We start from the raw sequence: 13490 nt of genomic DNA on the forward strand, positions 1-13490 counted from the left end.
CGGGTCACCGCCCATCCGGAAGTGATCGATGCCCCGCAAGCGCTCCACGGACGACGGCGACGAGCTGCTGGCCAGACTCGGTTCGCTCACCGCCCAGGCACGCGAGCGCGCGGAGCTGCAGCGCACCCAGGTCGAGCTGGCCATCGCGCTGCAGCGCGGCATGCTGCCCCGGGACCTGCCCGCCGCCCCGGGTCTGCACCTCGCGGTGCGGTACGCGCCCGCCTGCTACGGCCTCAACGTGGGCGGCGACTGGTACGACGCCTTCGCCCTGCCCGACGGCCGCATCGGACTGTGCATCGGCGACGTACAGGGCCACAACATCGAGGCCGCCGCCTTCATGGGCCAGGTCCGGGCCGGACTGCGCGCCCTGGCCTCGGTCACCAGCGAGCCGGGCGAACTCCTCGCCCGGACCAATGAGCTGCTGCTCTCCCTGGGCAGCGACCTGTTCGCCACCTGCACCTTCATGCGCCTGGACCCGGCCACGGGCGTCCTGGAGAGCGCGCGGGCCGGGCACATCCCCTTCGTCTGGGCCACGGCGGACGGAAAGTCCGGCGTGGTGGACGACCAGGGCGGGCCACCGCTCGGCATCGAGCCGGACATGGAGTACCCGGTGACCCGGCACCGGCTCACCACCGGCGGGGTGTTCGTCCTGCTCACCGACGGTGTCGTGGAGGGCCCGTCGCTGAGCATCGAGGACGGCCTCGACCAGGTGGTGCGGCTCGCGGGCATCGCGGCCGTCGCGGGACTGGAGGCGCACGCGCTGGCCGCGGCCGTGATCAAGGGTGCGGAGAGCGTGGGACACGAGGACGACGCCGCCGTGCTCGTCGTGGGCCTCGACGGGCCGGGGGCGTGGCTGTCGGACCGGTGGGGCGGTCGGAGGCCGGGCTTTCAGCCATAGAGCGGGAGCGGACGGCTCTCGCCTCGCCGAGGGCGGGCCATCGGTGTGAGATTGCTGCTGTGGTGGGTTTCGAGGATCTGCGCCGACCGGGCGGCTACGTCGTCCAGGTGCTGGCCGTCGCGGCCTGCTACTACGGTGCGGCGCGGCTCGGGCTCCTGCGCCGGCTCGTGGTCGAGGGCTCCGTGTTCACCCCCATCTGGCCGCCCACCGGCGTCGCCGTCGCCGCCCTGCTGCTCTTCGGGCTGGGCTGCTGGCCCGGAGTCGCACTCGGGGCGCTCTTCGCCATCCTGTACCTGACCACCTTCAGCCCCGATGTGCTCGGCTTCCTGTTCGGCAACACCGCGGCACCCGTGTGCGCGGCGCTGCTGCTGCGCCGAGCCCACTTCCGCACCGACCTCAGCCGGTTGCGCGACGGCCTCGCCCTGGTGTTCCTCGGCGCGCTGACCGCCATGCTGATCAGCTCGACCATCGGCGTCGGCCTCCTCGTACTCACGGGCAAGCTGGCCGGGCACAGCTTCTGGGCCGTCTGGCTGGCGTGGTGGGTGGGCGACGCGATGGGCGTCCTGATCGTCACTCCCCTCCTGCTGCTGCTGTTCAGAGCCCGCTGGCCACCGTCGCTCGCGCGCTGGAAGGAGGCCACCGCGCTGGCGATCGTGGCCTTCTGTGTCGTACCGCTGGCCGCCTACAGCTCGATCAGCCTGCTCTTCCTCGTCTATCCGCTCATCATCTGGGCCGCCCTGCGCTTCGAACTCGTGGGCAGCATGCTCTGCGCGCTGATGACGTCCGTGCTGGCCACCGTCGCCGCGACGGACAGCGTCGGGGCGTTCGCGGGGCTGACCCGGATCGAGGTCATGGTGAAACTCCAGGCCTTCAACGGGGCGATGGCCCTCACCGCGCTGCTGTTGTCGGCCGTCATCACCGAGCAGCGCAACACCCGCCGCTCCGTCGAGCAGGCCTGCCAGGAACTGGTGCAGGTCCTGGAACACCTCACCGCGGGCGAGCCCCCGCCACCCCGCCCCCCTCCGAAACCCGACGACCGGCCGTGGCCCGAGGCGTAGCCAACCCGGCCCGGCATCGATTACGCACACTTGGTTGAACAGTCCAGACTGATAAACCTATTGTTAGTAATCGTGGACGTGGAGAACAGGACCGAGAACGGCACCCGCACCCCGAGCGCGCCGCAGGACAACACGGCGCTCGCCGCCGCACTGCGGCTGGCCATGGGCCGGACCGTCCGCAGGCTGCGCCAGGCACACGCCGTCGGGGACGTGACCCTCTCCGGTGTGTCCGTGCTGTCCCGGCTGGCCACCGCCGGACCGGACTCGCCCGGCTCGCTCGCCGAGCTGGAGCGCGTCCGCCCCCAGGCGATGGGCACCACGCTCGCCGGGCTCGAACAGCGCGGACTGGTCAGCCGTGCCCCCGACGCGGCCGACGGACGACGGGCCATCGTGTCGATCACCGACGCGGGCCGGGCCGTTCTGGAGGAGCGCCGCTCCGAGTCCGTGGCACGGCTCGCCCACGCCCTGGACGAGTTCACCCCGCAGGAGCGCGACGCACTGCGCGCCACGCTGCCCCTCCTCGACCGGCTGGCGGAACAGCTGTGAGCGGCCGGGCGCCGGGCAGCGTTCCGGGCGGGTCCGCCGAAAGTCCGCGCGGCCGGCTGCTCGCCGGCTCCCCCCGCCTCCGGGACACCCCACCAGGACCCGGCTACAAGTGGGTCGCCCTGTCCAACACCACGCTCGGCGTCCTGATCGCCACGATGGACGCCTCCATCGTGATCATCTCGCTGCCCGCGATCTTCCGCGGGATCGGCCTGGACCCGCTCGCCGCGGGCAACATCGGCTACCTGCTGTGGATGATCCTCGGCTATCTGCTGGTCTCGGCCGTGCTGGTCGTCGTCCTCGGCCGGCTCGGCGACATGTTCGGCCGGGTCCGCATCTACAACCTCGGCTTCCTGGTCTTCGCCTGTGCCTCCGTCGCGCTGTCCCTCGACCCGTTCCGGGCGGGCGCGGGTGCCCTGTGGCTGATCCTGTGGCGCATAGTGCAGGCATTCGGCGGCTCCATGCTCACCGCCAACTCGGCCGCCATCCTCACCGACGCCTTCCCGGCCCGGCAGCGCGGCATGGCCCTCGGCATCAACCAGATCACCGCGCTCGCGGGGCAGTTCCTCGGCCTGCTCGCCGGCGGCCTGCTGGCCGCGGTCGACTGGCGCGCGGTGTTCTGGGTCAGCGTCCCGGTCAGCGTGACCGGCACGATCTGGTCGTACCTCAGCCTGCGCGAGACCGCGGCCGGCGGCCGCGGCCGGATCGACTGGCTCGGCAACATCACCTTCGCCACGGGCGCCGGCATCCTCCTCGCCGGCATCACCTACGGCATCCAGCCCTACGGGGGCCACGCCACCGGATGGACCAACCCCTGGGTGCTCACGGGTCTGATCGGCGGCGTCCTCCTGCTGCTCGCCTTCTGCGTGGCCGAGACCCGGGTCGCGGAGCCGATGTTCCGGTTGTCCCTGTTCCGGGTGCGGGCCTTCGCCGCGGGCAACCTGGCCGCCCTGCTGACCGCGATCGCCCGCGGCGGGCTGCAGTTCATGCTCATCATCTGGCTGCAGGGCATCTGGCTTCCGCTGCACGGCTACGACTTCGAGGACACCCCGCTGTGGGCCGGCATCTTCATGCTGCCGCTGACCCTCGGCTTCCTGATCGCCGGCCCCGTCTCCGGCTACCTCTCGGACCGGTTCGGCGCCCGCCTGTTCTCCACGGCCGGCCTGATCGTGGTCGCGGGCTCCTTCCTGGGCCTGCTGGCGCTCCCCGTGAACTTCGCGTACGGCCCGTTCGCCACGCTGCTGTTCCTCAACGGCTTCGGCCAGGGCATGTTCTCCGCGCCCAACACCTCGTCCGTGATGGGCAGCGTCCCCGCCCGCCACCGGGGGGTGGCCTCCGGAATGCGGTCCACCTTCCAGAACTCGGGCACGGCCCTGTCCATCGGCGTCTTCTTCTCGCTGATGGTCTCCGGGCTGGCCTCCTCGCTGCCGTCGACGCTCAGCAGCGGACTCCAGGCGCACGGGGTGCCCGCCGGCACCGCTCACGAGGTGGCCTCACTGCCCCCGGTCAGCACCCTCTTCGCGACCTTCCTGGGGAACAACCCCATCGGCCACCTGCTCGGATCCGGCGGCGCGCCGGCCCACCTGACAGCAGCCCAGCGCGCCACCCTGACCGGTCACACGTTCTTCCCGCAGCTGGTCTCCGGCCCCTTCCACCACGGCCTGACCATCGTCTTCGGTGTCGCCGCCGGCATGGCCCTGGTCTCGGCCGTCGCCTCCGCCCTGCGCGGAAGCCACGAGCCCGTCGGCGACGACACCCCGAAGGGCTCCTATCCGGCGTACGCCCGCAAGGGGTAGTGGTCCGAGAGGTTCGTGTACGTGTACGACGTCCCCCAGCTGGTCACCGTCCAGGGCGCCGACCGCTCCTTGACGACCTCGTTGCGCCACTCCGCCGGGCGAGCGTGACCGGCGCGGGCGAGGACGTGGTCGAGGTCCTCGCGCGGGTCGTTCGGGTAGCGGTCGTGAGCGATGGAGTTCTCCTGCGTGTCGAAGGAGTACGGGTGCCCGGTGCGCGCGTCGGCGCCGACGACACCGGCGTCGGAGAGCATGGACGCGTACTCGCCGCTGCGCGAGTCGACGTTGAGGTCGCCCGCGAGCAGCACCTCCTCGTCGGCGGGGATGTTCTTGGCGTCCAGGAACGCGTCGATGGCCTTGAACTGCCGGCTGCGCATCGCCGCCGCCTCACCCGCACCGCACCCGGGATCCGTGGACTGCGCGTGCGTGCCGACCACGTGCACCCTGGTGCCGTTCACGTCCAGGACGACGTACGCGAAGCCCTTGTTGGACCACCAGTCCGCGCCGCACGCGTCCTTGTAGACGTACTGCTCCTTGTGCACGATCTGCCACTTGCTCAGCACGGTGACCCCGCCGTCCTCGGGCGTGGTCGACGAGTACGCGCCTCCTGTCGCGTCCCAGCCGTCCTTGCTGCGGCCCACCACCGGTGTCTGGTACGGATATTCGGCCGCGGCCGCGCTCTTCAGCGCGTTCGACGCGGAGTTGTCGAAGGCCTCCTGGAGGACGACCACGTCGTTGCCGTGGAAGAAGGCCGTCTTCGGGATCTCCGCGGCCCGGTGGTCCTGGCCCCAGTTCGGGTACAGGTTCTTGCTCATGAGGAAGACGTTGTACGTCAGGACCTTCAGTGCCGGTGCCTGCCCGGCTGCCGTCGCCGGCGTGGCACCGGCGAGCGCCGCCGAGGGCAGGGCGAGGGCGAGCACGGCCGCGCCGAGGGCACGGCGGGGTGCGAAGAGCGTCACTGGATCTCCCTGTGGGTGAAGGGGGTTGAGTGGCGCCGCACATCAAATCACCTGCGATTACCCATAGGTAACACCCATGCGGGCAACAGATGGCACACAGCGGAGGAGGTGGGGAGTCCGGTCGGGCGGCGACCGCGACCTCGTCGAGTCAGGGGCGCCCCACCGCGTCCTCCAGCGGTGCCGCGTCCTCGGCCGGTCGACACCCTCAAGGGTGCCGATCACGATCAGCGTGTTCCCACCGACCAGCCGGAAGTCGGGGCCGGTGAGGGGATCGCCTCGCCGGACGCAGTACGGCCACGATCGACACGCCTGTCTCGGTGCGCATCCGGGTGTCGCCGAGCAGCCGTCCGTTCCAGTGGGACGTCGCGGACAGCCGGACCCGCTCGGCCACCAGACCCAGTTCGGTGGTGGACAGCAGGTTCGGGCTGTGGTGCGTCGGCTTCAGCGCCTCGACCAGCGCCTCCGCCTCTCCACCGGTGAGCCGGACGGACAGCGCGCAGGCGTCGGGGTCGTTACCGCGGTAGGCGCTCAGTGTTCTCGACCCGTCGTGGTGGGCCACCACCGACAGGCGGCGCCGCTCCCGGGTCGTGAGGTCGTACCGGACTCCGATGCCCGGCAACGGTGTCGTACTCGTGCGTGCGGCACTCATGGCTGCCCCCTGCCCGACTTGAAGGTTTCTTGGTGAAACCATTACCGGAAGCCCAACCTGACGGCGATCGGCCGCGTGAAGGGTTCCGGTGGGGCAGGAGGTGGGCAGGTTACGAGGCGGAGCGGAGGCCCTTCTCGCCGTCGCCCTGGTCGGGCTGGCAGGTGCGGCACAGTTCGTGATCCCCGTCGCGGGTGACGACGGTTCCCCATCCGAGGCACTGCGTGCAGTCGCGGGCGAGGTGCAGGTCGGGGTGGGGGGACGGGAAGGGGCTGCGGTGGGCTCCGTACGCCATGCGGGAAGCGGCTCCTTGAAATCGCGGGGTCGCGGCCGGATTACTTCCAGTATGTCCTATTTTTTCCCTTACGTCAGTGACAGGTGTCACTGCGTGCCACTTTTCAGCCCAGATTTCCCAGCCGCGCGTCCCGCCACAGGTCCACACCGCCGTCGGTGGCGTGCTTGTCGATCTCGGCCAGTTCCTCGGCGCTGAAGTCGAGGTTCTCCAGCGCGGCCACGTTCTGCTCCAGCTGCTCGACGCGGGAGGCGCCGATGACCAGCGAGGTGACCCGCTCGTCCCGCAGCGCCCAGGCCAGTGCCATCTGGGCCAGGGTCTGCCCGCGCCGGGCGGCGATGTCGTTCAGCGAGCGCAGCCGCTGCCGCATGTCCTCGGTCAGCCATGCCGGGTCGAACGACGTGCCGGCCGCGGCTCGCGAGCCCTCGGGTACGCCGTCGAGGTAGCGGCCGGTCAGCAGGCCCTGGGCGAGCGCCGTGAACCCGATGACGCCGAAGCCCTCCTCCTCGGCCGCGTCCAGCAGGCCGTCGGTCTCGATCCAGCGGTTGACCATGCTGTACGACGGCTGGTGGATCAGCAGCGGGGTGCCCAGCTCGCGCAGGATCGCGACCGCCTGCCGGCTGCGCTCGGCGTCGTAGGAGGAGATGCCGACGTACAGGGCCTTGCCCTGGCGGACGGCCGTGTCGAGCGCGCCCATCGTCTCCTCGAGCGGCGTGCTCGCGTCCAGCCGGTGGGAGTAGAAGATGTCCACGTAGTCCAGGCCCATGCGGCGCAGGGACTGGTCCAGTGAGGCCAGCACGTACTTGCGGGAGCCGCCGCCCTGCCCGTAGGGGCCGGGCCACATGTCCCAGCCCGCCTTGGTGGAGACCACCAGCTCGTCCCGGTACGGCGCGAGGTCCTGCTTCAGCAGCCGGCCGAAGTTGATCTCGGCCGCCCCGTACGGCGGACCGTAGTTGTTGGCCAGGTCGTGGTGGGTGATCCCCAGGTCGAAGGCGCGCAGGGCGATCTCGCGCTGGGTCTCGAAGGGGCGGTCGTCGCCGAAGTTGTGCCAGTAGCCCAGGGACAGGAGCGGGAGGTCCAGTCCCGAGCGGCCGGTGCGGCGGTAGCGCATGGTGCCGTTGTAGCGGTCGGGGTCCGCGACGTGGTTCATCGGGTCGTCTCCGGGTGGTGCCGTAGGGGGGTGCCCTTCGTGTGCGAGGGGGCTCGTCCACCCTGCGCCTTCATGATTCGTAAGTCCAACCGCTGCGCCGCATGGCATTGAGTGGTCCGGTTTCTGAATCTGACGCGGTGCGGCTGTGCTGTTCGATCCTACGAACTTCTCCCGAGACGGGTTACCGGTCCCCGCAGTGTTTGATAGGAAACTTTCCTACCAGTGCCGGTACGGACCAACTTCCCACCCCCCACCCCTACTTGGAGTCCTAGTGGAGCACACAGAGCACGAATCGGCAGTCTCCGCCCGTCTCTCCCGCCGGGCCGTCGTCGCCGTCCTCGGCGCCGTCGCCTCCGGTGCCCTGCTCGGCGTCGAACGCGTCGCGGCGGCACCTGCGGCGGCCGCGCCCGGCCTCGACGACCCGGCGAAGAAGGAGATAGCCATGCAGCTGGTCTCCAGCGCGGAGAACTCCTCGCTCGACTGGAAGGCCCAGTACAAGTACATCGAGGACATCGGCGACGGCCGTGGCTACACCGCCGGCATCATCGGCTTCTGCTCCGGCACCGGCGACATGCTCGACCTCGTCCAGCTCTACACCGACCGCAAGCCCGGCAACGTCCTGGCCAAGTACCTGCCGGCCCTGCGCCGGGTCAACGGCAGCGACTCGCACGACGGCCTCGACCCCAACTACCCCAAGGACTGGCGCAAGGCCGCACAGGACTCCGCGTTCCAGCAGGCGCAGAACGACGAACGCGACCGTGTCTACTTCAACCCCGCGGTCGCCCAGGGCAAGACGGACGGGCTGCGCGCCCTCGGCCAGTTCACCTACTACGACGCCCTCGTCATGCACGGCGACGGTGACGACCCCACCAGCTTCCGCAACATCCGCAAGCGGGCCCTGCGCAGCGCCAAGCCGCCGGCGCAGGGCGGCAACGAGACGACGTACCTCAACGCCTTCCTCGACGCCCGGGTGTGGGCCATGAAGCAGGAGGAGGCGCACAGCGACACCAGCAGGGTCGACACCGAACAGCGGGTCTTCCTGCGCAAGGGCAACCTCGACCTGAACACCCCGCTGGACTGGAAGGTGTACGGAGACAGCTACCACATCGGCTGACGGTCTAGGAGAGACGCGGCAGGTCCACGGCGCCCGGGACGGGGAGCGTCGCGGTGAGCGCTGTGGCCTGCCGTGCCGTGATGCGCTGGATCACGGCGATCGCCAGGGCACCCGCGGCCAGGTGGAGGGCCTCGGCCACGAGGAGCAGGACGAGCGAAGTCCCCTGGCCCAGCCGGGTGCCCACAGGGACGACCAGCGCGTGCCCGACCCAGGTCGCCCACCAGGCGTTCACCAGGACCCGGTCCCGCCTCCCGGGTGTACCGGGGCCGCGCGCGCGCTGCACGTCGAGGAGCAGCCCGCGCGGAACCCAGAGGTTCACCACCGGGATCAGCCAGGCGAGCACGGCCCAGACGGCGGAACCGCGGACGGTCCCGGGGGAGAGGAGTTCGGCGTTGCGCCGGCAACGGGCGAACCACACCAGGAACAGCACGACCGCGGCCGTCATCAGGTACACGTAGACCATCGAGGCCCGCCCCGACTCGCTCAGGGGCGTGTCCCGCGGATGAAGGAGGTGCGCCCGCGCGGTCACCGCCCGGTGGACGTCCGCCGCGACAGCCGCGGCCACGGCGGCCTGGGCGCAACGGGCAAGCGGCCATGGGGCTTTGACGGTGGGTGCGGACACGGGGGACACCTGCCTGTCGGAGGCGGCGCGCGGGTGCGTGCGCGGCGGCGGTCGAGTCGGAAGATCGGAGGACCGGATCATAGGCCAGCCGGCCCGGGGCCGCTCCCCGTGTCGGTGGCGTACTCGCACGCAGGGCCCCTGACGAGGAAAGATGGGCCCCGAGCGATCGATCACACCGATGCGGAGGAGCGGACTCATGCCGCACGAGCGAGCCGGCCGGCCGGCCGGTCCCGAGGACCTTGTCGACGTGGCCCGGCTGGTCACGGCGTACTACGCGCTGCACCCCGACCCGGCCGACCCGGGGCAGCGGGTCGCGTTCGGCACCTCGGGGCACCGGGGTTCGTCCCTGGCGACCGCCTTCAACGAGGACCACATCGCCGCCACCAGCCAGGCCATCTGCGAGTACCGCGCCGCCCAGGGAGTGGACGGCCCCCTGTTCCTCGGCGCCGACACGCACGCCCTGTCCGAGCCCGCGAAAGTCACCGCCCTGGAGGTGTTCGCGGCCAACGGCGTGACCGTGCTCATCGACAGCGCGGACGGCTACACCCCCACGCCCGCGGTCTCGCACGCGATCCTCACCCACAACCGGGGCCGCACCTCCGGCCACGCCGACGGCGTGGTCGTCACCCCGTCGCACAACCCGCCCGCCGACGGCGGCTTCAAGTACAACCCGCCCAGTGGCGGCCCGGCGGCCTCCGAGGCGACCTCCTGGATCCAGGACCGGGCCAACCAGATCATCGCCGGCGGCCTGAAGGACGTACAGCGGCTGCCCTACGCCCGTGCGCTCGCAGCGGACACGACCCAGAGGTACGACTTCCTGGGCACCTACGTCGGCGACCTGCCGAACGTCCTCGACCTCGACGCGATCCGCGCGGCCGACGTGCGCATCGGCGCCGACCCGCTCGGTGGAGCCTCCGTCGCCTACTGGGGCCGGATCGCCGAGGAGCACGGCATCGACCTGACCGTGGTCAACCCGCACACCGACCCCACCTGGCGGTTCATGACGCTGGACTGGGACGGTCAGATCCGCATGGACTGCTCCTCGCCCTACGCGATGGCCTCGCTCATCGAGCAGCGCGACCGCTTCCGCATCGCCACCGGCAACGACGCCGACGCCGACCGGCACGGCATCGTCACCCCCGACGCGGGTCTGATGAACCCCAACCACTACCTCGCGGTCGCCATCTCCTATCTCTACCGGCACCGCGAGCAGTGGCCCGCCGACGCGGGCGTCGGCAAGACGCTCGTCTCCTCCACGATGATCGACCGCGTCGCCGCCGACCTGAACCGTCAACTGGTCGAGGTGCCCGTCGGGTTCAAGTGGTTCGTGGACGGACTGGCCGGCGGCACCATCGGGTTCGGCGGCGAGGAGTCGGCCGGCGCGTCCTTCCTGCGCCGCGACGGCTCGGTGTGGACCACCGACAAGGACGGCATCCTCCTCGCCCTGCTCGCCTCCGAGATCACGGCGGTCACGGACAGGACACCGTCCGAGCACTACGCCGACCTGACCGCCCGCTTCGGCGAACCCGCCTACGCCCGCATCGACGCCCCCGCCACCCGCGAGCAGAAGGCGCTGCTGGCGAAGCTGTCCCCGGCCCAGGTCACCGCCGACACCCTCGCCGGAGAGGCGGTCACCGGCGTCCTCACCGAGGCACCGGGCAACGGCGCCGCCATCGGCGGGATCAAGGTCACCACCGCCAACGCCTGGTTCGCGGCCCGCCCTTCGGGCACCGAGGACGTCTACAAGGTCTACGCCGAGTCGTTCCTCGGCTCCGACCACCTCGCCCGGGTGCAGGAGGAGGCCAAGGGCGTGGTCCTGGCCGCGCTCGGCGGCTGAGCCCCAGGGCCGTACGACGACGGTACGACGGCCTCCACGCCCGATGCGACCGGTGCGCGGAGGCCGTTACGGTCTGCTCAGCCGCGTCCGCGACCCCGCTCCAGCCGGTCCAGCACGGCCTGTGCCATGGCGGCCTCGCCCTTGGCGTTGGGGTGTGCGGGGGCCGCGGGCGAGGCCGGCTGCAGCGGCTCGATCCAGCGGTCCGCGGGCGCCTTGCACATGTCGTGGCCGACCGTGGGGCCGTAGGTGTCGACGTACTCGGCCCGGTTCCACGCGGCGACCAGGCGCAGCATCAGGTTCAGCCGCTTCTCGGTGTCCCGCAGATAGGGGAAGTCCCCCTGCGCGAATGGCACCGAGGGGAAGCAGCCGCTGCCGTCGTCCGGCAGCAGGTCCGGATAGCCGACGAGGACCACCCGCGCGTGCGGGGCGCGGGCGTGCACGGCCCGCAGCACCCGGTCGATCTTCGGCGCGGTCTCCAGGACGGTGAGCGCCAACTGGTCGTACCCCTCGGCCTTGTAGGAGCGCTCGCAGGGGTTGCCCGTCGGGTCCTGGGCGCCGAGGCGGGCACAGGTGCCGATGATCGAGCCGAAACCGACATCGTTGCCGCCGATCTGCACCGTCACCAGGTCGGTGTCCCGTCCCAGCGCGTCGAGCTGGGGGGCGTTGGTGCCCTGCGGCTTCCACATCTCGTTCGTCGTGGCCCCGGCGCAGCTCACGTCCTTGAACACGGTCGCCTCGCGCTGCGCCGCCACGAGCGAGGGATAGTTGTGGTCGGAGCGGGCGCAGTTGGCGTCCGTCTGGTGCGGGATGGCCGGGCCCGAGGTGTAGGAGTCCCCGAGGGAGACGTAGGTGAGATCGCGGCCGTGTGCCGCCGCGGGCACCGTCGACGCGGCGACGAGGGCGCAGCCCCCCAGCGCCGCCCCCAGCGCGGCGGTTCGCCGCCGGCCTCTCGCCCCGCCCGTCGCATGTGTGTCGTTCGCCATGGATTCCTCCCCCTGAGGCCGTGACATCGCACGGCCCCGCAGTGAAGAGCGGTCCGCGCGTTCAACTGGGTCTGTATACCGTCCGGTAGGTCTCACGGACCAGAAGCGGGAAGCAACATTCGCGCCGGGAAGGGGGATGGGTGCGGCGGCCGGAAAGCGGTGTTCGGCAAAGAGTCGCCCCAATACACAAACGGCGGCCCACATTCCGTGCGCTCGGGGCGGACTCGTACCTGGCAACATCGGCTTCTCCTCGTACTACTGCGCCGAGTTCAGCGACAGCAGCAACATCCGCTCCGGACCCGTCCACACGCCCGAGACGCGCGCGTTCTGCGCCTGACGGGCGAACCGGACGGAGGGTGCGAGTGGCCTGAACCGGACCCTCGGGTCGGGTCTCCATCTGGTCTTGACCACTGGCACTTCGCCCGGCGGGCCCCAGCGGCCCGCCGGTGGTCGTCCGGGGCCTGGGTCGGCGCACCGAGCCGTCGGCCCGCCGCCGTCCAGCACGCCGGGCCAACGGGAAAACGGCCCATCGGGTTCCCTGACGAGCCGTTGGGTGCCTGCGTTTTCCGTCAGGTTTCGTGACACGACCACAAAAGCTACACAGAGACATCACCATGTGACGCGACGGAAGCGTCGACGACCGGTCTCTGAGGGGGCGCCGGCGTCACGCAAGGGGGTGCGTCCGCTCCACGGAGCCGCGTTCACCCCTGCCCGGGGAGGGGACTTCACCGCATGAAGCGGACCTTACGCCACCACCGCGCTGACGGTGGGCGCGCTCATCGCCGCGCTCGGCCCGCCGGCCGGCGCGGCCCAGGCCGACAGTGCGGCGCCTCGTATCGATCCGAGAGTTCTGATGGTCGGCGACGGCGGTCCGGCCACCGACGCCATCGCCGCCGAACTCGACGCGGCGGGAACGCCGTCCACCGAGGTCGACCTCACCCGGTCCGACCGGCCCACTGTCGGCCGCCGGCTTCACCCGCTGCACCATCGCGATCGGCCACCTCGGGGAGATCATCCCCGCCTGCGTCGGCGACGGCTCCCAGTGGGACATGGCCGTCGACTACGCCACCGAGGAGAGCCCCCTCGGCACCATGGGCCCGCTGCTCACCCTGCGCGACCGGCTGCCCGAGACCTTCCTGGTCATGAACGGTGACGTCCTCACCGACCTCGACCACGCCGACGTCCTGCGCCGGCACGAGGCCTGCGGGGCGCCGCTGACCATCGCGACGTACGCCCGCAAGGTGCACATCGACTTCGGTGTGCTGACCACCGACGCGAACAAGGTCGTCGCCTTCACGGAGAAGCCCAGCATGGACTGCCGCGTCTCCATGGGCATGTACGGCCTGAGCCGTTCGACCCTCGACGGCTACCCGCCCGGCCTGCCGCTCGGCTTCGACGAACTCGTCCTCGACCTCCTGGCGGCCCGGAACCCGCCGCACGCCTACGAGTTCGACGGGCACTGGCTGGACATCGGCCGCCCGGACGACTACGACCGTGCGAACGCCGAGTTCACCACCCGCAAGTCGCTGCTGCTCAAGGGAGCAGGAGTGACCAGCTCAGCCGGTGTGGAAAGCTTCGAGGGTCCGTAACAGCCC

11 protein-coding genes and 3 pseudogenes are annotated in these 13490 nt (G+C 71.0%); 8 read left to right on the forward strand and 6 right to left on the reverse strand.

The window, feature by feature from the left end; translation table 11 throughout:
* Positions 1-28 precede the first annotated feature (28 nt).
* The 4 genes from ACIF83_RS23495 to ACIF83_RS23510 all read left to right on the forward strand — a co-directional run bounded on the left by ACIF83_RS23495 (position 29) and on the right by ACIF83_RS23510 (position 4295).
* The gene (locus tag ACIF83_RS23495) at positions 29-898 is read left to right on the forward strand and encodes a PP2C family protein-serine/threonine phosphatase (RefSeq protein ID WP_398141005.1); all 870 of its coding nucleotides are present in this window, start codon (positions 29-31) and stop codon (positions 896-898) included.
* Positions 899-957: 59 nt separating this feature from the next.
* Complete coding sequence (locus ACIF83_RS23500; RefSeq protein ID WP_393483179.1) at positions 958-1956, forward strand: MASE1 domain-containing protein; 999 nt, start codon at positions 958-960, stop codon at positions 1954-1956.
* 72 nt (positions 1957-2028) lie between these two features.
* A complete protein-coding gene (locus ACIF83_RS23505) occupies positions 2029-2502 on the forward strand; it encodes a MarR family winged helix-turn-helix transcriptional regulator (protein WP_393483176.1) in 474 nt (157 codons plus the stop codon).
* A gap of 155 nt (positions 2503-2657) precedes the next feature.
* Positions 2658-4295 (forward strand): MFS transporter, encoded by a 1638-nt coding sequence (locus tag ACIF83_RS23510; protein ID WP_393483405.1) that lies wholly within the window; start codon positions 2658-2660, stop codon positions 4293-4295.
* Here the strand turns inward: ACIF83_RS23510 and sph are convergent.
* The 4 genes and pseudogenes from sph to mgrA all read right to left on the reverse strand — a co-directional run bounded on the left by sph (position 4268) and on the right by mgrA (position 7339).
* Positions 4268-5251 carry a sphingomyelin phosphodiesterase gene (gene sph / locus ACIF83_RS23515; protein WP_399729611.1) on the reverse strand — a complete coding sequence of 328 codons (984 nt, stop codon included), beginning with the start codon at positions 5249-5251 and terminating at the stop codon, positions 4268-4270. The genes ACIF83_RS23510 and sph overlap by 28 nt on opposite strands.
* Positions 5252-5446: 195 nt before the next feature.
* Positions 5447-5900, reverse strand: a pseudogene (locus tag ACIF83_RS23520) (cation:proton antiporter regulatory subunit); the annotation flags it as partial.
* A 109-nt stretch (positions 5901-6009) separates the two neighbouring features.
* The gene (locus ACIF83_RS23525; RefSeq protein WP_393483171.1) at positions 6010-6192 is read right to left on the reverse strand and encodes a hypothetical protein; all 183 of its coding nucleotides are present in this window, start codon (positions 6190-6192) and stop codon (positions 6010-6012) included.
* 103 nt (positions 6193-6295) lie between these two features.
* Entirely contained in the window at positions 6296-7339 is a 1044-nt protein-coding gene (mgrA, locus tag ACIF83_RS23530; protein ID WP_398141004.1) for an L-glyceraldehyde 3-phosphate reductase, read from the reverse strand.
* 271 nt (positions 7340-7610) lie between these two features.
* Here mgrA and ACIF83_RS23535 point away from each other — a divergent pair, with 271 nt between their 5' ends.
* Complete coding sequence (locus ACIF83_RS23535; protein ID WP_398141003.1) at positions 7611-8453, forward strand: chitosanase; 843 nt, start codon at positions 7611-7613, stop codon at positions 8451-8453.
* Between the two features lie 4 nt (positions 8454-8457).
* On the opposite strand, the gene ACIF83_RS23540 is transcribed toward ACIF83_RS23535, so the two are convergent.
* Positions 8458-9075, reverse strand: coding sequence for a DUF4328 domain-containing protein (locus tag ACIF83_RS23540; RefSeq protein WP_399729616.1), 618 nt, complete (start codon positions 9073-9075; stop codon positions 8458-8460).
* A gap of 196 nt (positions 9076-9271) precedes the next feature.
* Between ACIF83_RS23540 and pgm the strand changes: the two genes are divergently transcribed.
* On the forward strand, positions 9272-10912 hold the full coding sequence (pgm, locus tag ACIF83_RS23545) for a phosphoglucomutase (alpha-D-glucose-1,6-bisphosphate-dependent) (RefSeq protein WP_393483160.1): 1641 nt from the start codon (positions 9272-9274) through the stop codon (positions 10910-10912).
* A gap of 77 nt (positions 10913-10989) precedes the next feature.
* Here pgm and ACIF83_RS23550 read toward each other — a convergent pair whose 3' ends face one another.
* Positions 10990-11895: an SGNH/GDSL hydrolase family protein gene (locus tag ACIF83_RS23550; RefSeq protein WP_393483158.1), complete on the reverse strand. Its 906-nt coding sequence runs from the start codon at positions 11893-11895 to the stop codon at positions 10990-10992.
* Between the two features lie 732 nt (positions 11896-12627).
* Here ACIF83_RS23550 and ACIF83_RS23555 point away from each other — a divergent pair.
* Together ACIF83_RS23555 and ACIF83_RS23560 are read left to right on the forward strand one after the other, a co-directional pair.
* Positions 12628-12856, forward strand: a pseudogene (locus tag ACIF83_RS23555) (hypothetical protein); the annotation flags it as partial.
* Positions 12852-13484 (forward strand): annotated as a pseudogene (locus ACIF83_RS23560) (NDP-sugar synthase); the annotation flags it as partial. The pseudogenes ACIF83_RS23555 and ACIF83_RS23560, both read left to right, overlap by 5 nt.
* Between the last annotated feature and the right edge of the window lie 6 nt (positions 13485-13490).

This window comes from Streptomyces sp. NPDC085866 (assembly GCF_044541035.1).
In the GTDB taxonomy this organism is placed as follows: domain Bacteria; phylum Actinomycetota; class Actinomycetes; order Streptomycetales; family Streptomycetaceae; genus Streptomyces.

Coding starts and splice junctions, on each gene's coding strand:
- ACIF83_RS23495 (WP_398141005.1), top strand. CDS start 29: ATGCCCCGCAAGCGCTCCACGGACGACGGCGACGAGCTGCTGGCCAGA.
- ACIF83_RS23510 (WP_393483405.1), top strand. CDS start 2,658: ATGGACGCCTCCATCGTGATCATCTCGCTGCCCGCGATCTTCCGCGGG.
- ACIF83_RS23525 (WP_393483171.1), bottom strand. CDS start 6,192: ATGGCGTACGGAGCCCACCGCAGCCCCTTCCCGTCCCCCCACCCCGAC.
- mgrA (WP_398141004.1), bottom strand. CDS start 7,339: ATGAACCACGTCGCGGACCCCGACCGCTACAACGGCACCATGCGCTAC.
- pgm (WP_393483160.1), top strand. CDS start 9,272: ATGCCGCACGAGCGAGCCGGCCGGCCGGCCGGTCCCGAGGACCTTGTC.
- ACIF83_RS23550 (WP_393483158.1), bottom strand. CDS start 11,895: ATGGCGAACGACACACATGCGACGGGCGGGGCGAGAGGCCGGCGGCGA.